This is a genomic window from Pseudomonas oryzihabitans, from assembly GCF_014522265.1.
GTDB lineage: Bacteria > Pseudomonadota > Gammaproteobacteria > Pseudomonadales > Pseudomonadaceae > Chryseomonas > Chryseomonas aestiva.
Genome location: NZ_CP017024.1, coordinates 4,796,229 through 4,815,251, shown reverse-complemented (window position 1 = coordinate 4,815,251; position 19,023 = coordinate 4,796,229). Strand labels below are relative to the sequence as shown.

Below are 19,023 nucleotides of genomic sequence, written 5' to 3'. Positions count from 1 at the left end.
GCTACTCGACAAAACGACCGCGACAGCTGGGGTTCTGAAGAGGGCGCGCGCGGTATGTCCAGGGCATGGTGAGCAGCGGTCATGTCCCATCTTGGATGCCTTGACTGCAGGCACGGCCGGGCAATCCTGCTCGGGGTATGGAGCCGTCAAGTACGAGGTCGGGGCATGGGGCGACGCCTGATCGGTTGGGGCCACGCTGGCGGGCCATAGCAGGTGTGGCAACCGAAGAAGATCGCCAGTATTAACGGCGTTCAGGGCCACCCTGGGCATCGTGGCTGGTCAGGGGCGTAACTGGCGAAGGAAATGTCAGCGTGAAACTCGTACTTCCCGCGTGACATTCGGCCTGCACCCACCCCTGGTGGGACGTCATGATCGCTCGGACGATTGCCAATCCCAGGCCGCTGCCACCTGTTTGACGGTCGCCAGCCCGGTAGAAGCGCTCGAAGACCTTCGACAACTCGTCCGGATCTAAGGGCGATCCTTGGTTCATCACAGTGACCTGCCCCCCGCCATCCTCTTGCTGGAGCAGTTGCACGGTCACTGGCGTTCCCGGATCAGCGTGTCGGATAGCGTTCGAGAGCACATTCGACAATGCCCGCTGGATCATCAATCGGTCGCCTTTGACGCGCAGCTGCCCCGTAACTGCGAGGTCTATATCGCGCGCCTCGGCATAGGCTTCGAACAGGCTGCAAACCCTGAGCGCCTCTTGCTCGACAGCCACCTTGCTCAACGAATTCAGCGGTTCGTGACTGTCCAGGCGGGCGAGCAGCAGCATGTCGGTGACGATTCGGCTCAAGCGATCCAACTCGTCCAGGGACTCTTCCAGCGCCTGTTGATACGCGGTCTCGTCACGCTTCCGGCTGAGTATCATCTGCGTACGCCCAATGAGGATCCCGAGCGGCGTACGCAACTCGTGGGCAACGTCGTCGGCAAAGCGGTCGAGCAACTGCACCCCGGCGTTGAGGCGCTCCAGCATGGTATTCAGCGCAGTGGCCAGCTCAGCCACTTCTGCAGGCAGGTTGGTGTCGTCGACCCGCAAGGTGAGCTGTCGGGTAGTGATCGACCGGGCGGTACGGCGGAAGCGCCGCAAGGGTGCAAGGCCCTGATAGCCCGTCCACCACGCTGCGGCGCCGATCAGCAGCAGCAGAATCGGCAGGCTTATCAGAGCCGCGCGGAGGAAGGCATCCAGCAGAAATCTGTCGCTGCTGCGATCCTGGCTCAGCAGCAGCTGGAGTGGCGGTAGCCCCGGAATGGCCAGGCTGGTTCGGACAGTCAACAGGTCGTGGCCGTCATCTGAGTGCCAGGCCAGGGTCTGGGCATCCGGCCAGCGGCCTGGTCGTAACTCATCGGCGTAGGCGTGGGAGCCCAGTCCATACAGGGGGGTGTCTTCCGCAGCCGACAGCACGGTGACCGATAGCTCCTCGTGGCCCAGCAGCGCGTCGGCAAGCGCATGCTGCCAGGGTGCACTGGAATCGGCGGGCCGCTCTTCGAGGCTGTGCAGGATCTGCCCTGCTTTGGCCTGTAATTGATCGGCAGCGCGCTTATCCAGCTCACGGTCCAGGACGCCGTACACCAGGACGACCAGAACGACGGCCAGCAGCAAGCCCACGCCGGTGACGATGAGCCCCAGGCGCAGGGCGAGGCTCATGGGTCTCATGAGCGACGCTCCATCACATAGCCGACGCCGCGTACGGTATGGATAAGGGCTTCTTCGAAGGGCTCATCGACCTTCATCCGCAAGCGTCGAACGGTGACCTCCACCACATTGGTGTCGCAATCGAAATTCATGTCCCAGACGCGTGAGATGATTTCGGTGCGCGAGAGCACTTCGCCCTGGCGTTGCATGAGCAGGTGAAGCAGCGCGAATTCCTTGCTGGTCAGGTCGATGCGCTGGTCACCGCGAAAGGCGCGATGGCGAAAGGGGTGCAGCTCGAGATCAGCCAGTTGCAGGGTATCGCTGACCACCCGCGTTTCGCCTCGCCTCAGCAGGGCGCGGATGCGGGCGAGCAATTCCGGAAACTCGAACGGCTTGGTCAGATAGTCGTCAGCGCCAGCGTCCAGTCCGCGCACGCGTTCGCTGGTGCGGCTCTGGCCGGTGAGCAGCAGCACCCGGGTCTGCTTGCGTCGGCGCAGCAATTCCAGGACCTCCAGGCCATCCATCGTCGGCAGATTGATGTCCAGCAGGATCAGGTCGTAGTCCTGCTGCAGGGCCAGATGCAAGCCATCGATCCCGGTCGCGGCGCGATCGACCACATAGCCATTCTCCCTGAGGCCCTGCTGCAGGTAATCCGCAGCGCGGGCTTCGTCTTCCACTATCAGTAGGCGCATCGTCGGTATCGGTCGTGTCGAGGAAGCGGCGCAGGCTGAAGCCTGAAGTCGCTAGAGGGTCAAGCGGCCAAGCCTGCCGGTATACCTGTATCGCGGCAACTTCCTTGCAGCTTTGTAATGTTGGCGTCACCGGCGCGATAGGTGGCGCTCCCTAGAGTCGGCTCCGCTATCGAGCGACGTTCCCTTCGGGCGTCGCGCCTTCTGCACAGGAGCCGCTGTCGTGCCGTTACTTCCTCTCTGTCGACATCCCACGCCATCGCGCCTGCCGGGGCTGGTCCTGGGGCTGGGTCTGCTGCTCGCCGGCGGTCCGGTCCAGGCCTCATCGCTCACTCTGGAGCAGGCGCTGTTCCAGGCCCTCCGCGACAATCCCGACTATCTGGCGGCCCGCCAGGAGACCGCCGCAGCCGCAGGTGCCCGTCAACAGGCAGGCCTCCTGCCCAACCCCGAGCTCGCCTTCGAGGTAGAGGACACGCGCTCTGCCAGCCAGACCCGCAGCCTCACGCTCACCCAGCCCTTTGAACTGGGCGGCAAGCGCTCCGCGCGGGTGACGGTGGCCGAGGCCAACGCTGGCGTGGTCGATGCGGACCTCGAGGCGCGGCGCTATGCCCTGCGGGCGGACATCATCCAGGGTTTTTACGAGTTGCTACTGGCCGAAGAAGGGGTACGGCTCGCCGAGCAATCGCAGGCGCTGGCCCAGCGCAGCCTGGACAGCTCAGGGGCACAGATTCGAGCGGGCAAGCTTTCGCCGGTATCGGGTACCCGCGCGGAGGTGGAGCAAGTCACCCAGCGGCTGGAGCTAAGGCATGCCCTGCAGCAACGCGACAACGCACGTGAGGTTCTCGCCCGCTACCTGGGTCTCTCCGTCACCCAGCTCGGTGAGCCGGTCGGTGACCTGGATCGTCTGCCCGCACCTCCCGGCGAAGCCCGGCTGCTGCAGGCCATCCGCCAGACGCCGGCGATGCTCAAGGCCCGGCGGCAGGTCGCCGCCGGGGATGCCGACGTCGATCTGCAGCGCAGCCAGCGCTATCCGGACGTGCGGGTGAGCCTTGGCAGTCAGTACGACGAGCTTGAGGGGGAGCGGGTCAATCTGGTGGGCTTCTCGCTTCCGCTGCCGCTGTTCGATCGCAACCAGGGCAACCTGCTCGCGGCCTCCAGTCGTGCCGATCAGGCCCGCGATCTCCAGCGAGCGACCGAGCTGCAGGTTCAGGCCGAAACCCTTCAGGCACTGCGCGACTGGCGTAGCGCATCGGCTGACGTCGACGACCTGCGCAACCTCGTTCTGCCAGCGGGCCAGCGCACGGTCGATGACCTCACGCGCGGCTTCTCGCTGGGTCGTTTTGCCCAGCTGGATGTGCTCGAAGCCCAGCGCGTCCTCATTGCGGCGCGGGGGCAGTACCTGCTCGCCCAGCGGGCGCAGATCGCCGCCTGGGCTCGCCTCGAACGCCTCCATGGCCCGCTCTTCACTTCCCCATGACGCTACAGATCCCGGGATCAGACCGGGTGCGGAGTTCTTGCATGACCATGACTTCATTCAGGCCGAGACTGATGCGGAAGCTGCTGATCGCGGTAATTGGCAGTGGGCTGCCATTCAGTACGGTGCAGGCGGGTGCCGGTCACGACCATCCCGACTCCGCGGCACCTCCCGCGAAGGTGGCAGCTGCCAAGGCGGGAGCGGCCCCGCCCCGGCCGGATCTGGCTGCAGAGAAAGACGGCCATGCAGCAGACGAGGGCGCCCAGGGCGAGGGCGAAGAGAGGCACGCCGAAGGCGAGATCGAGTTGAGCGCGGAGCAGATTCGCGCGGCCGGCATCGAGACCCAGGTGGTTGCGCCGGTGAACGTTGGCGCCTCCTTGAGTCTGCCTGGAGAGATTCGCTTCGATGAAGATCGCACCGCTCACGTGGTGTCTCGCACGCCCGGCATCGTCGAGCAGGTGAAGGCCAATCTCGGGGACCAGGTGCGCAAGGGGCAGGTGCTGGCAGTCATTGCCAGCGAGCAGCTTTCCGAGGTGCGTAGCGAGTTGGCGACCGCGCAGCAGCGGTTGCAGCTGGCGCGCACCCTCTATGCCCGCGAGCAGAACCTCTGGCAGGAGCGGATCAGTGCCGAGCAGGATCTGCTGCAGGCGCGGCAGACCCTGCAGGAAGCCGAGATCGCCGTCCGCAATGCCCGCCAGAAAGCCCAGGCGTTGGGTGGCGCGGCCTCCGCTCAGGGCGGTAGTCGCTATGAACTGCGCGCACCCTTCGACGGCGTGGTGGTGGAGAAGCACCTGGTCCTGGGCGAGCGGGTGGACGAAACCAGCAACCTGTTCACGCTCACCGACCTGTCCCGCGTCTGGGCGACGTTCGCCGTCCCCGCACGCGACCTCGATCGAGTGACCATCGGCCGACAGGTGGAGATCGTCGCAGGAGAGCTGGACAGTCGCACCGAGGGCACCGTGGCGCACGTCGGCAATCTGTTGGGCGAACAGACCCGGGCGGCGACCGCGCGCGTCACCCTGGCCAATCCGGCCGGCGCCTGGCGCCCCGGTCTATTCATCACGGTGCGGCTCGATGACGAGCGACGGGCCGAGGTGCTTGGCGTGCCCAGTGGCGCCGTGCATGTCGTGGAGGATCGCTCCGTGGTGTTCGTTCGGACGGCAGACGGATTCCAGGCGACCCCCGTGGTCACCGGGGCGCGGGACGGTGAGCGCATCGAGATTCGTCAGGGTCTGAGCGCTGGCCAGGTGGTGGCCGATCGCGGCAGCTTCATTCTCAAGTCGGAGCTGGGCAAGGGCTCGGCCGAGCACTCCCACTAAGGGCGCATCATGTTCGAACGTATTCTTCGCTTCGCCATGGAGCAGCGCTGGCTGGTGCTGCTTGCCACGCTCGGCATCGCTGCACTGGGGATCTACAGCTATCGACACCTGCCCATCGATGCGGTACCGGACATCACCAACGTCCAGGTGCAGATCAACGCCGAGGTACCGGGTGCCTCGCCGCTGGAGGTCGAGCAGCGGGTCACCTATGCGCTGGAAACGGCCATGGCCGGCCTGCCAGGGCTGGAGCGGACCCGTTCCTTGTCGCGTTCGGGCTTTGCCCAGATCAGCGTCATTTTCGCCGACGGGACGGATCTGTTCTTCGCCCGCCAGCAGGTGAGCGAGCGCCTGCAGGGCGCGCGCGAGGCCCTGCCGGAGGGCGTGGAAGTCAATCTGGGGCCGCTGTCCACAGGGCTTGGGGAAATCTTCCTTTGGACGGTGAAGGCCGCGCCCCAGGCGCGCCGGGCTGATGGCGAAGCCTATACGCTCACCGATCTGCGCGAGATCCAGGACTGGATCGTCAAACCCCAGTTGCGCACCGTACCCGGGGTGGCGGAAGTCAACACCATTGGCGGTTATGCCAAGGAGTATCAGATCGCGCCCGATCCCAAGCGGCTGGCCGGCTACCGCATCACCCTGGAGCAAGTGGCGGTGGCGCTCGAGCGAAACAACGCCAACGTCGGCGCCGGTTTCATCGAGCGCGCCGGGGAGCAGCTGGTGATCCGGGTACCGGGGCAGCTCGCCTCTGTCGAGGACATCGCCACCATCGTGCTCGCAACCGTGGACGGCATCCCGGTGCGGATCCGGGATGTCGCGAGCGTAGGGGTAGGGCAGGAGTCACGCGCTGGGGCGGCTACCGAAAATGGCGAGGAGGCGGTGCTTGGCACCGTCTTCATGCGGGTGGGCGAGAACAGCCGCGAGGTGGCGCTGGCAGTGGCCAAGCGCCTGGCGCAGATCAATCGCAACCTACCGGAAGGGGTGCAGGCGATCGCCGTGTACGACCGCACCACGCTGGTGGACAAGGCGATCGCCACGGTACGCAAGAATCTCGTGGAAGGTGCGCTGCTGGTCATCGCCGTGCTCTTCGTCTTCCTCGGCAATCTGCGCGCAGCGCTGATTACCGCGCTGGTGATTCCGCTCTCGATGCTCTTCACCTTCAGCGGCATGGCGGCGAATCGGGTCAGCGCCAACCTGATGAGTCTGGGCGCGCTCGACTTCGGCATCATCGTCGATGGCGCCGTGGTGATCGTGGAGAATGCCATCCGCCGGCTGGCGCATGCCCAGGAGCGGCACGGTCGGGTGCTCGACCGCAGGGAGCGCTTTCAGGAGGTGTTCGCCGCCGCGCGCGAGGCGCGGAGGCCGCTCATTTTCGGGCAGCTGATCATCATGGTGGTCTATCTGCCGGTGTTCGCCCTGACGGGTGTGGAAGGCAAGATGTTCCATCCAATGGCCTTCACCGTGGTGATCGCCTTGCTGGGCGCCATGCTGCTGTCCGTCACCTTCGTCCCGGCGGCCGTGGCACTGTTCGTCACGGGGCGCGTACAGGAGCAGGACAATCGACTGATGAGCGCGGCGCGGCGCGGCTATGCCGTCGCGCTGGATGCAGCCATGCGTCGGCGGCCACTGATTTTCGCCGGCGCTGGCCTGAGCGTGGTGCTGACGGTGCTATTGGCCCTGCGCCTGGGCAGTGAGTTCGTACCCAGCTTGAGCGAGGGTGATTTCGCGCTGCAGGCGCTCAGAGTGCCCGGTACCGGCCTGGGGCAATCGGTGGACATGCAGCAACGCCTGGAGCGCTCCATCCTGGATCAGGTACCCGAGGTGGAGCGGGTTTTCGCGCGTACCGGCACCGCCGAGATCGCCGCGGATCCGATGCCGCCGAACATCTCCGACAGCTATGTGATGCTCAAGCCGCAGGCGCAGTGGCCCGATCCAGGCAAGTCCCGCGAGCAGCTGATGGCCGAACTGGAGGCGGCAGCTGCGCGTGTGCCCGGTAGCAACTATGAGCTGTCGCAACCGATCCAGCTGAGGTTCAACGAGCTGATTTCCGGGGTGCGCAGCGATGTGGCGGTCAAGGTCTTCGGCGACGACATGGCGGTGCTGAACAAGACCGCTGCGGACATTGCCAGGGTGCTGCAGAAGGTCCAAGGCGCCGCCGAGGTGAAGGTGGAGCAGACCGGTGGGCTACCGCTGCTGAGTGTGCAGATCGATCGTGAGCGAGCCGCGCGCTACGGCCTCAATGTCGGTGATATCCAGGATGTGGTCGCAACGGCGCTCGGTGGACGCAAGGCTGGCACGCTCTTCGAGGGCGACCGCCGCTTCGATCTGATGATCCGCCTACCGGAGGCCCTGCGCAGCGACCCGGCGGTGCTGGCGCGCTTGCCCATTCCATTGCCTGCGGTGGAAGGTCGTGTCGAGTTCATCCCGCTGGCCGATGTGGCGCGCCTGGAAACGGTGCTTGGGCCGAATCAGGTCAGCCGTGAAGACGGCAAGCGCCTGGTGATCGTCAGTGCCAATGTGCGGGATCGGGACCTGGGTAGCTTCGTGGCGGATGCCACCGCCGCCATCACGGACCAGGTGCGGATTCCAGCAGGCTACTGGACCAGCTGGGGCGGTCAATTCGAGCAGCTGCAAGCTGCCGCCGCCCGACTGCAACTCGTGGTTCCGGTAGCGCTGCTGCTGGTGTTCGTGCTGCTGTTCATGATGTTCGGCAACCTGCGCGACGGCCTCGTGGTCTTTACCGGCATTCCCTTTGCCTTGACGGGAGGGGTATTGGCGTTGTGGGTGCGAGACATTCCCTTGTCGATCTCGGCAGGTGTGGGCTTCATCGCCCTGTCGGGCGTTGCGGTGCTGAATGGCCTGGTAATGGTCTCTTTTATCCGTGGCCTGCTGGAGGAGGGCAAGCCGCTGGACATCGCGGTGCGCGAGGGGCTCTGGTCCGCCTGCGGCCAGTGCTGATGACCGCGCTGGTGGCCTCGTTGGGCTTCATTCCCATGGCCCTGGCGACGGGCACCGGGGCAGAGGTACAACGCCCGCTAGCGACCGTGGTGATCGGCGGCATCCTGTCCTCCACCGCCCTGACACTGCTGGTCTTGCCTGCCCTCTACCACAGCGTCCTGCGCCGTCGCGAACAGCCCGGGGAAGGATGACAGGATTGTAATGCGCGGCTCATCCTGGCGTTAGCCGCGCCCCTCTAGAGTGACCCCCATACCCACGCTGCACTCTAGAAGGAGAAACACCATGCCGTTCCTTAAAACTGCCCTGTTTGCCGCTGCCCTCGCTGTGGCCCACGTCAGCTATGCCGCAGACGGCAGCGAGCGTTCGATCTCGTACAACGAAGACTTTCGCGATAGTCAGGCGGCGCTCCAGCAGCACCGGGAGATGCACGAAACGCTGGCGAAAGAGGAGCGTCAGTCTCGGCAAGGAGCCGTCGAGGCCACTAACTAGGGCCGCTAGGTCAGGAGCGGCCGCAAGGTCGCTCGTCGCCACGGATGGCACGAATCGGCAAAGATGGACGTAACTCGCCAGCTCACGTCGAGGCGACCGGTATCCGCTGACCGTATCAGGCGACGGACATGCGCCCAGGCGCCGAACATCGCGGCGCCGAGGTGAATGCCCTTGGACTTCCGACGTTCGTCATCGAGGCGCCGTTGCAGGGTGTCTATACCGATCTCCTCGGGCGCCGCTACGCCGAGCGCCACAATGCCTGGAAGACAGGCCTTGAAGATGCTTCCAAGGGCATAGGCCTCATCAGGGGGCTGCACCCCAGGCGGCGTGAACCGCTTCCACGTTCAGACCCGCGTTGGTGGGACTTCCGTGGAGATTGACGCCTAGCTGCAGAGCCACGCCCTCACAAGTGATCCTCTGCTGGATCCAGCCTTAAGCTTTCCGATGCAGTTCGAAACCTTCCATGCTGGCAGGCGTCAGCGTACTGTCGTGCTCCTGAAAGATCATCAACCTGTCGGATTGGAGTCGCTCTACCAAGGCGGTTGCCGCAGCAGTGTTATTGGGGCTTATACCTCAGTACTCGACGTCCACGGTGGCGTCGAAGGTGCCCAAGGATTCAGGCATGTCCGCGATGCTGCTCCGATAGAAGCATGGCGGTCTAGGCAGTGCCAATTCGGCCGCACGGCCCTTGCGGTGGCGAGCGCATCGTCGTCGTGATCCCTGCCGACAACTTCGCCCGGTTCACCGACCGGCTCGCCCAGCAGGAACGTGACATCGCCAGAGCCACAGCCGATGTCCAAATCCCACATGCCCTCGGTAATTCCCGCACTCCCTGGGGTTCGTCTGATCCAGGGAGGAGGGTAGCGGTTCTGGTCAGCGTGTCTCGAGTGCGGGATGTTTCGCCGACGCCAGCCGCAATCCGGCCCGGCCAGCAGCATGTCGAGTGCCACCCCGCAGGAGCATTGCCGGGAGTATCAAAGCCCGGCGCTGAGTTTATTGATCAGCTCCTCACACGCGGAATCGTCGAATCTGTCCGTTGAGTTCTACCGCCAACTGAGAGAGCTGCAGACTCGCCGCGCGAGTCTGCTCAGCTCCCGCGGCAGTCTGCACCGACAGATCACGAATACGCGCCAGGTTAAGGTCCACTTCGCGGGCCACCTGAGCCTGTTCCTCTGCGCCGCTGGCAATCATCAGGTTCCGCTCATCAATGCCCGACACCGATTGCGCGATGGTCTCCAAGGCCGAGTTCGCCGCCTGCGCCTGTTCCCGCGTCTGTCGTGCCTGGTCGGCGCTGGTCAGCAGAGCATCTACCGTCTGGCCGGTGCCCTGTTGGATGCTGCCAATCATCTTTTCGATCTCGCGCGTGCTGTCACCCGTGCGTTGGGCCAGGCCCCTTACCTCATCCGCCACAACTGCAAAGCCACGCCCGGCATCGCCTGCTCGGGCGGCCTCGATTGCGGCATTGAGTGCCAGCAGATTGGTCTGCTCGGCTACCGAACGGATGACGTCGAGGACCTGGCTGATGTCGCGGGTCTGTTCGGCCAGTGCCTTGGCACGATCGCCGGCGCCCATGACGTTCTCGGTCAACGTCCCGATGGCAATCAGCGTTTTGCCCAGCTGTTGCTGACCATGGCGGGCTGTATCAGCGGCTTTGCGTGATTCGGTCGAGGTTGAAGTGGCGTTGCCGGCGACTTGCTCGACAGCCTGGCTCATCTCGGTCACCGCGGTGGCGGCCATCTCGATTTCGCCATTCTGCTGCTGCAGGCCAGTGGCGCTTTCCTGCATGACCGCGGTCATTTCCTCGGCGGCCGAGGCGAGCTGATTGGCCGAGTGCCCCAGGTGGCTCAGGGTGTCGCGAAGATTGGTCTGCATCTGCTGCATGGCGCGCAGCAGTTGGGCGGCCTCATCCTGGCCATGGGTGTCCAGGGTCTGGGTCAGATCGCCGCTGGCGATAGCCCTGGCAGCGCTCACGGCGGTATCGATTGGCCGAGTAATGCTCACGGTCAGGCGCCAGGCCAGCAACAGGGTAAGGCCCAGCGCGAGGCCGATCGCCAACCAGGTCACTGCTTTCGACTGGCCATAGGTAGCACTGGCGTGTTCGGAGGCTGCGTTGATGTCATCCTGATTGAACTTGCGCAGGGCCTCGGTGCTTGCGTTCATCTTGGCTCCTAGCTGGGCCAGGACTGTCTGCACCATAGTGCGGGCTTCGTCCATTCTGCCGGTGCCCACCAACTCGGCCAGCTGGTTGACACTATCGAGATAGCCCCGATAGGCCTGGCGCAGACTTTCGAAGGCCTGACGCTCCGGATCGGAGCCAATCGAGGCTTCATAGCGGTTGAATGCCGCCAGTATGGCGTTGTGATGGGATTCGAGCTGCTTGCGCGCATCGACGACAGTGGACGCGTCCGGGAAGGCTATCAGGCGCAACACTTCTGCTCGGGTAAAAGCCAACAGCAGGGCCAGGTTGTCAGCCTCGATCACACTCGGGACGCTGTCCGTTTCGATCTCCAGGCTTTGATCCCTCATTTGCGACATCTGCGTGATACCGAAAATGCCCACTCCAGCGACCAAGGCGGCTAGAAATCCAAAGCACAGCAAGCTGCGGCTGGCGATTCCGAAAGAGCGTAATGTCATGTCTTAGGTCCGGTTGGTGGTTGGTGAGCGGGATGCAGGTAGCGGCACCGGGTGGCAATCCAGTCAGCTAGTCACGCTCAAACCGCCGCGCTGCGCTGCTGGATTTCCTGGTGCAGGATGCGATCGTTCTCGGAGTAGTCCACCGGGCAGTCGATGACGTGGACGCCAGGGGTGTCCAGGCACTGCCGCACCAACGGCGCGAAGGCGGCCGCGCTTTCCACGCGATGGCCGTGGGCGCCGTAGCTTTCGGCGTAGCGGACGAAGTCCGGATTGCCGTAGTCCAGGCCGAAGTCCTCGAAGCCCATCTGCGCTTGCTTCCAGCGGATCATGCCGTAGCCGTCGTCGCGCAGGATGATGACCACCAGATCCATTTTCAGGCGCACCGCGGTTTCCAGCTCCTGGCTGTTCATCATGAAGCCGCCGTCGCCGCACACCGCCACGATGGGCATGTTGGGGTAAACCAGACGCGCGGCCATGGCCGACGGCAGGCCGGCGCCCATGGTGGCCAGGGCGTTGTCCAGCAGCACCGTGTTGGGCATGTAGGCCTTGTAGTTGCGGGCGAACCAGATCTTGTAGATGCCGTTGTCCAGGGCGACGATGCCGTCGGACGGCAGCACGTCGCGCAGATCGGCCACCAGGCGCTGCGGATAGACCGGGAAGCGGTCGTCGGTGGCGCCTTCGGCGACATGGGCCTCGTTGGCTTCGCGGATGTGCAGCAGGCGGTCGAAGTCCCAGGTGGGCTGGACCCCGATGCGCTCCTTGATCTGCCAGATGGCGTTGGCGATGTCGCCGACCACCTCGATCTGAGGGAAGTACACCGGATCGACTTCGGCGGAGCGGAAGTTGATGTGGATGACCTCGGTGCCGCCCCGGGTCATGAAGAACGGCGGCTTCTCGATCACATCGTGGCCGATGTTGACGATGAGGTCGGCGGACTCCAGGGCGCGGTGCACGAAGTCACCGGCGGAGAGGGCGGCGTTGCCCAGGAAGCGCGGGTGGCGCTCGTCGACCACGCCCTTGCCGAGCTGGGTGGTGACGAAGGGGATGCCGGTCTTCTCGATCAGCTGCCGCAGCACCCGTGCGGTCATCTTGCGGTTGGTGCCGGCACCCAGCACCAGCACCGGGCTGCGGGCGTTTTCCAGCTTGGAGACGGCGGCGGCGATGGCCTTGGCTTCGGCGACCGGACGACGGCTCAGGCTCGGCGGGACCGGCAGGCTCTCGGTGTGCTCGTCGGCGATGTCTTCCGGCAGTTCCAAGTGCACGGAGCCGGGCTTTTCTTCCTCGGCGAGGCGGAAGGCCTCGCGGATGCGCGACGGGATGTTGTCGGCGGAGGCGAACTGGTGGGTGTACTTGGTGAGCGGCGCCATCATGCGGCACACGTCGAGAATCTGGAAACGCCCCTGCTTGGATTTCTTGATCGGCTTCTGGCCGGTCAGCATCAGCATCGGCATGCCGCCCAGGTAGGCGTAGGCGCCGGCGGTGACCAGGTTGGTGGCGCCTGGACCGAGGGTGGAAAGGCAGACACCGGTCTTGCCGGTGAAGCGGCCGTAGGTGGCGGCCATGAAGCCGGCGGACTGCTCGTGGCGAGTCAGGATCAGCTTGATCTGCGAGGAGCGCCGCAGGGATTCCAGCAGGTCCAGGTTCTCTTCGCCGGGAATGCCGAAGATGTATTCCACACCCTCGTTTTCCAGGCAGCGAACGACCAGATCGGAGGCCTTCATCATGAGTGTCGTGTTCCTTTGAAGAAGCGATGCGTGAGGGTTAGGAGCGATACAAAGGGCGTCGTATGGCAATTCCATCCAGGCGACGCCGAGACTTCAGTCCAGTTCTTTCAAATTCGAAAGCGTGCTACCTGGGTCTGTAGGTTGTGGCTGAGCGTTATCATCCGGGTGCTGGACTGGGCGGTGTCTTCGCTGATACCCACGGTTTCTTCGGCGATGCCACGTACGTTGACGATGCTGCGGTTGATCTCTTCGGCGACCGAGCTTTGCTCCTCGGCGGCGGTGGCGATCTGCAGGTTCATGCTCTGGATGCTGGAGACCGCCTGGGTAATCAGCGAAAGCGCGGCTCCTGCGTCCTTGCCCAGGGTCAGGGTGCGTTCGGTGAGCTCGCCGCTGTCTTCTATAAGAGCGGTGGTTTGCCGTACTTCCTGTTGCAGCTCCTTGATGAGCGCTTCGATCTCTTCGGTGGATTGCTGGGTGCGCTTGGCCAGGCTGCGAACCTCATCAGCCACCACGGCGAAGCCGCGGCCCGCCTCACCGGCGCGGGCCGCTTCGATGGCGGCGTTGAGCGCGAGCAGATTGGTCTGCTGAGCGACGGACTTGATCACGTCGAGCACGGTACCGATCTGATTACTCGCACCGCGCAGGCGCTGCATGGCTTCGGTGGAGGTGGCCATCTGCCTGGCGAGCAGGTCCATTTCGGTGATCGCCTGGTTGACCTTGTGATCCCCCTCGCGCGCCTGTTCATCAGCGCTGCGTGCGGCGGCGGAGGCCTGAGCCGCATTGGCCGCGACCTCATGCACCGTGGCAGCCATCTCGTTCATGGCGGTGGCCACCTGGTCGGTTTCGTTACGCTGCTGCAGGATGCCCTGGTTGGCGGAATCGGTGACCTGAGAAAGCTGTTGGGCCACCGTCACCATCTGAGTCGCCCCATTGCCGATATGGCCGATCAGGGCGCGCAGGCTGTCCACCATCGTTTGGGTACTGCGTTGCAGCTGACCCAGTTCATCCTGGCGGCGGGTGTCGATCTGCATGGTCAGGTCGCCCTCAGCAATGCGCGTGGAGGTTTCCAGCACCTCGCGCAAAGGGCGTACGACCTGCCGCGTCATGGTCCAGGCGGCCAGTAGGGCGATAATCAGCGCCGCAATCAGGCCGCCCAGCAACTGCAGCTTGGACTGCTGTTCTTCTTGAGCGCGTTCCGCTACCTGGCGTTGATAGATCCGCTGGCTGGCTTCGCGCATCAGCGCGCTCTGTTCAGTCATTTCGGTGGTCGCCGCCTGGGTGGCGGAAAGCGCTTTGGCGAAAGTTTCCAGTGCTTTTTGATACTGGGTGAAAGACTGTTCGGCTTCGATCAGCGAGCGGCGTTGATCCTCGGACGTCGCACGCACCAATTCGTTGAGGGAGGTTGCTACTTTGTTCAGAGCCGTGGTTGCCGCGTTACGCGAATCATCCGTCTGTTGAAAGATATAACCACGGACCAAATAGCGAATATGCAGCAGCTGCTGATACAGGGTGCTGACTTTCTGCAGACTTTGTAGGTCGTTGGTGTTGGGGTTGCTAGAAAGTTGTCGGTAGAGTTGGATTTGTAACTCGTTGAATTCCTCCAATGTCTTGTTGGCGGAACTCACCAATACACTACGTGTCGCATCCCGCTGCTTTTGGGTATCCACTACCTTGGTATAGGCGGTGGCATAACGCTGTATGGTCTCACGCATTGCCAAGAGTTCGTCCCGCTGCTGATTCGAGAGCAGCTGGGCATTGGCGTCGATCTGGCGATCAAGATCACTGATTTCCTTGGATAGGCGCTCGGCATCGACCTGCTCGCCCTTCGCGGTGAATTTCTCGAGATAAATTTGCGCGCTGAGCAGGGTCTTCTCCATGGCGTTGACTCGATAGAGATTGTCGCCACTGGCTATCATTCTGTTGGTGGAGTGGTTTCCAATGGCAGCTATAAATATCGTCAGTGCGACGATGATGCCAAAGCTTATCCCCATTTTTTTGCTGATGGATAAGTTTGATATGGCGTTGTTGATATTCATTTTTATTATCCGGGGCGTAAGAGCGTCATCTTGGTGAATGGATTGAGATGCATTGCCTGGTTCTTTGTTATCGATCTCGAGGCGCAACTCTGCTGAGCAATTAGCGGTCTTTAAAAAACGGATTTTAGGCCGCTGGACGTCAAGGTTGCCGAGCGGCCCACCCCTTGGGACGAGTGGTTATTCGTGGACGATGCGCGAGTGATCGCGGGTGTCCTTCATGAAGACGTAGACCAGCAGCGAGCAGGCGATGCAGCCGGTCACGTACCAGTAGTAGCCGCTCTCCATGCCGATGCTCTTGAACCACAGCGCCAGGTATTCGGCGGTGCCGCCGAAGATGGACACGGTCAGGGCATAGGGCAGGCCGACGCCCAGGGCGCGGATCTCGGTGGGGAACAGCTCGGCCTTCACCACGGCGTTGATCGAGGTGTAGAAGCTGACGATCACCAGCGCCACCATGATCAGGCCGAAGGCGCCCCACCAGCTGGTGACGCTACCCAGGGCGGTGAGGATCGGATAGGTGAACAGGGTGCCGAGCACGCCGAAGGCGATCAGCACCGGGCGCCGGCCGACACGATCGGAGAGGGCGCCGACAACGGGCTGCAGCAGCATGAACAGAAACAGCGTCGCCGCCGAGATGGAGGTGGCGTCGGTCTTGCTCATGCCCACCGAGTTGACCAGGTACTTCTGCATGTAGGTGGTGTAGGTGTAGAAGGCCAGGGTGCCACCCATGGTCAGGCCGACCACGGTGAGGAATTCCTTGGGGTGGCGCGCCAGGGTGCGCATCAGCGATTCCTTGGGCTTCTCGGCCTTCTTGAAGGAGCTGGTCTCTTCCATGCCGCGGCGCAGGTAGAGCGCGGTCACGGCGCAGGCGGCGCCGATCAGGAAGGGAATGCGCCAGCCCCAGCTCTCCAGCTGTTCGACGGTTAGGGTCTGCTGCAGCACGATCAGGGTGGCCAGCGCCAGCAGCTGGCCGGAGATCAGGGTGACGTACTGGAAGCTGGAGTAGAAGCCACGGCTTTCCTTGGTCGCCATCTCGCTCAGGTAGGTGGCGGAGGTGCCGTATTCACCGCCCACCGAGAGGCCCTGCAGCAGCCGCGCCAGCACCAGCATGATGGGGGCGGCGACACCGATGGTGGTGTAGCTGGGGGTGAGGGCGATGATCAAGGAGCCGGCGCACATCATGATCACCGAGACCATCAGCGCGGACTTGCGGCCGGCCTTGTCGGCATAGAGGCCCATCAGCCAGCCGCCGATGGGGCGCATGAGAAAGCCCACGGCAAAGATGGCGGCGACGTTGAGCAGCTGGGCGGTCTGGTCGCCCTTGGGAAAGAAGGCCTTGGCGAAATACAGCGAGAAGGCGGCGTAGACGTACCAGTCGTACCATTCGACCAGGTTGCCGACGGAACCGCTGAAGATGGACTTGATGCGCTGCGAGGTGGTCTTGGGCGCGGTCTGGCCGGCCGCGAGGGTAGCGGTGCTATCCACAGGGTGTTCCTCTTGTCGTTGTTATTAGGGCGCTCGGGGCGTCGACAAGGGCTATAGCAGGGCGCGTGCCAGGTCGCGAAGCCGCATTCTGACTGGGTTTTTACCCTCTGCATGGGCGATATTCTGCCTACTGGGTCAGGGGTATAAGCGGATTTCCGCCTATCACCATGATCAGCCTTGATAACTGAGGCGTGGTTGATTGCGCCTACTGCATCCTGGGCCGTACGCGGATGACAGGCCAGCAAGTACTCGACCATCCAGTCGAGAAGAGGCCCCCTCCGAAGAGCGGCGGATAAGATTGGCTCATCAGTTGCCTGGGTAATACCGTCTCAACCGCATCACCTCTGGGTTCAACGCATCGAGACCTGACTTCCTGGCCGTCAGCCGCACGCAAGAGCTCGGCGAATTGCCGGCATAGCCCAAGAACAGCGCCCGTACGGCCAGCTTCCGACGCGATCCGTTACGACCAATGCGCTGCCTGCCCCAACTGGCACAGCGCGATCGGCGCCTACTCTCGGGGGCACCGCTGATTCCTTAGCGACGTAGCATCGATCCCGGCCAAGGATGTATCGAGTGTGGGGGCATCCGCTCCCGCCAGAAGCCGTAGTCCGGCCCGGCCGGAAGGCCGTCGAGTATCACCCGGATCGGGTGATACTCGACCTGTCGTAGCTCAGCGGTCAGTCTGCCGGCTGGTTGCCGACAGGCCCGGGCAGGGGGGCAGCAGCTAGGGGGGCAGGGACGTCTACACGCGGAATCGACGAATCTGCCCGTTCAGCTGCACCGCCAGTTCAGACAGCTGCTGGCTGGCGACGCGGGTCTGGTGGGCGCCGGCGGCCGTCTGGACCGACAGGTCGCGGATCCGCACCAGGTTACGGTCGACCTCGCGGGCCACCTGAGCCTGTTCCTCGGCGGCACTGGCGATCACCAGATTGCGCTCGTCAATACCTGACACCGACTGGGCGATGGTTTCCAGGGCGCCGCTGGCGGCCTGCGCCTGTTCGCGGGTCTGGCGCGCCTGGTCGGCACTGGTCAGCAAGGCATTCACGGTCTGCCCGGTGCCGTGCTGGATGCTGCCGATCATCTTCTCGATTTCGCGCGTACTGTCGCCGGTCCGCTGAGCCAGCCCCCGTACCTCGTCCGCCACGACCGCGAAGCCGCGACCGGCATCGCCTGCCCGAGCGGCCTCGATGGCCGCATTGAGCGCCAGCAGGTTGGTCTGCTCGGCTACCGAGCGGATGACGTCGAGGACCTGGCTGATGTTGCGGGTCTGTTCGGCCAGCTCACGTGCGCGATCGCTGGCACTCAGCACATTGTCGGTCAAGGTCTCGATCGCAATCAGTGTGTTGCCCAGCTGCTGCTGGCCGTCACGCGCGCTGGCCGCGGCCTGGCGCGAATCGGTAGAGGTGGAGGTGGCATTGCCGGCCACTTCCTCGACCGCCTGGCTCATCTCGGTCACGGCGGTGGCCGCCATTTCGATTTCGCTGTTCTGCTGCTGCAGGCCGGTAGCGCTCTCCTGCATGACGGCGGTCATTTCCTCGGCGGCGGAGGCCAGTTGGGTGGCGGACTGGCCCAGATGACCCAGGGTGTCACGCAGATTGGTCTGCATCTGCTGCATGGCCTGCAGCAGTTGGGCGGCCTCGTCGTGACCACGGGCATCCAGGGTCTGGGTCAGGTCGCCACCGGCAATGACCCTGGCCGCGGCTACCGCGTTGGCTATGGGGTAGGTCAGGCTGACCGTCATGCGCCAGGCGAGCAGGAGCGTCAGCCCCAGCGCGAGGCCGATGGACAGCCAGGTGATCGTCTTGGAGTTGCTGTAGGTGATCCCCGCGTCCTCGGCAGCGGCCTTGACGTCCTCCTGGTTCACCTTGCGCAGGGCCTCGGTGCTCTCGTTCATCCTGGCGCCCAGCTGGGCCATGCCGGCCTGCACCAGCGCCCGGCCTTCTTCCACCTTACCGGCGACTACCAGGTCGGCCAGCTGGTTGACATTGTTGAGGTAGTCCCGGTGGATCTGGCGCAGGCTCTCCAAGGCCTGGCGTTCACGATCGGAGCTGACCAATTTGTCATAGCGGCCGAAGGCCTCCGCGACCTCGCCGCTGATGCTGTCGATCTTCCTGCGGGTATTGGCGACGGTCGAGGCGTCAGGAATGGCCAGCAGGCGCAGCACCTCGATGCGGGTACGGGCCAGCTGCAAAGCGAGGTTGTCGGCCTCCACGATGCTCGGAACGCTGTTGTTTTCGATCACCAGGCTCTGGCCCCTGATCTGCGACATCTGGGTGATGCCGAAAATACCCAGGCCGGCTACCAACGCGGCGAGTAGACCGAAACACAACAGGCTGCGGGTGGCGATGTTGAACGCGCGAAGGGTCATATCCATGTACCGGTTGGGGGTGTGATGAACATAACGGCAATGGCCCCGATAACTTGAGCGGATGCCTTCAAGGACGCGGGTTTCGGCCTGTTTTTCGAAGTCGTGACCGCTTGAATTGAAGCAGACGCTCATGCGATCGATACGGACTTCCGCCATGAGTGACGGCCGTCTGCTGAGCGTTGGTGCGAGCGATGTCGTCCTGGCCGAGACCGGA

At 63.8% G+C, this 19,023-nt stretch carries 10 protein-coding genes and 3 pseudogenes; 4 read left to right on the top strand and 9 right to left on the bottom strand.

Features of this window, described 5'->3' with window-relative positions; all coding sequences use genetic code 11:
* Positions 1-241 precede the first annotated feature (241 nt).
* Together BGI51_RS22180 and BGI51_RS22175 are read right to left on the bottom strand one after the other, a co-directional pair.
* Entirely contained in the window at positions 242-1,648 is a 1,407-nt protein-coding gene (locus BGI51_RS22180) for a heavy metal sensor histidine kinase (protein ID WP_187979769.1), read from the bottom strand.
* A gap of 5 nt (positions 1,649-1,653) precedes the next feature.
* Positions 1,654-2,328 (bottom strand): heavy metal response regulator transcription factor, encoded by a 675-nt coding sequence (locus BGI51_RS22175; RefSeq protein ID WP_187979768.1) that lies wholly within the window; start codon positions 2,326-2,328, stop codon positions 1,654-1,656.
* Between the two features lie 220 nt (positions 2,329-2,548).
* Here BGI51_RS22175 and BGI51_RS22170 point away from each other — a divergent pair, with 220 nt between their 5' ends.
* From BGI51_RS22170 to BGI51_RS22155, 4 genes and pseudogenes are all read left to right on the top strand, one after another.
* On the top strand, positions 2,549-3,802 hold the full coding sequence (locus BGI51_RS22170) for a TolC family protein (RefSeq protein WP_252977164.1): 1,254 nt from the start codon (positions 2,549-2,551) through the stop codon (positions 3,800-3,802).
* Positions 3,803-3,849: 47 nt separating this feature from the next.
* Positions 3,850-5,118 carry an efflux RND transporter periplasmic adaptor subunit gene (locus BGI51_RS22165; protein ID WP_437179461.1) on the top strand — a complete coding sequence of 423 codons (1,269 nt, stop codon included), beginning with the start codon at positions 3,850-3,852 and terminating at the stop codon, positions 5,116-5,118.
* 9 nt (positions 5,119-5,127) lie between these two features.
* Positions 5,128-8,264, top strand: a pseudogene (locus BGI51_RS22160) (CusA/CzcA family heavy metal efflux RND transporter).
* A 91-nt stretch (positions 8,265-8,355) separates the two neighbouring features.
* On the top strand, positions 8,356-8,562 hold the full coding sequence (locus tag BGI51_RS22155; RefSeq protein ID WP_187979767.1) for a hypothetical protein: 207 nt from the start codon (positions 8,356-8,358) through the stop codon (positions 8,560-8,562).
* A 566-nt stretch (positions 8,563-9,128) separates the two neighbouring features.
* Here the strand turns inward: BGI51_RS22155 and BGI51_RS23895 are convergent.
* From BGI51_RS23895 to BGI51_RS22130, 7 genes and pseudogenes are all read right to left on the bottom strand, one after another.
* Positions 9,129-9,371, bottom strand: coding sequence for a methyltransferase domain-containing protein (locus BGI51_RS23895; protein ID WP_356593582.1), 243 nt, complete (start codon positions 9,369-9,371; stop codon positions 9,129-9,131).
* Positions 9,372-9,570: 199 nt separating this feature from the next.
* Positions 9,571-11,196, bottom strand: a complete 1,626-nt coding sequence (locus BGI51_RS22150) for a methyl-accepting chemotaxis protein (protein ID WP_187979766.1) — start codon at positions 11,194-11,196, stop codon at positions 9,571-9,573.
* 77 nt (positions 11,197-11,273) lie between these two features.
* Positions 11,274-12,920: an acetolactate synthase large subunit gene (locus BGI51_RS22145; RefSeq protein WP_187979765.1), complete on the bottom strand. Its 1,647-nt coding sequence runs from the start codon at positions 12,918-12,920 to the stop codon at positions 11,274-11,276.
* Between the two features lie 229 nt (positions 12,921-13,149).
* Positions 13,150-13,837 (bottom strand): annotated as a pseudogene (locus BGI51_RS24260) (methyl-accepting chemotaxis protein); the annotation flags it as partial.
* A 45-nt stretch (positions 13,838-13,882) separates the two neighbouring features.
* Positions 13,883-14,836, bottom strand: a pseudogene (locus BGI51_RS24255) (methyl-accepting chemotaxis protein); the annotation flags it as partial.
* Between the two features lie 297 nt (positions 14,837-15,133).
* Entirely contained in the window at positions 15,134-16,441 is a 1,308-nt protein-coding gene (locus BGI51_RS22135; protein ID WP_007159929.1) for an MFS transporter, read from the bottom strand.
* Positions 16,442-17,183: 742 nt separating this feature from the next.
* Entirely contained in the window at positions 17,184-18,809 is a 1,626-nt protein-coding gene (locus BGI51_RS22130) for a methyl-accepting chemotaxis protein (protein ID WP_187979763.1), read from the bottom strand.
* Positions 18,810-19,023 lie beyond the last annotated feature (214 nt).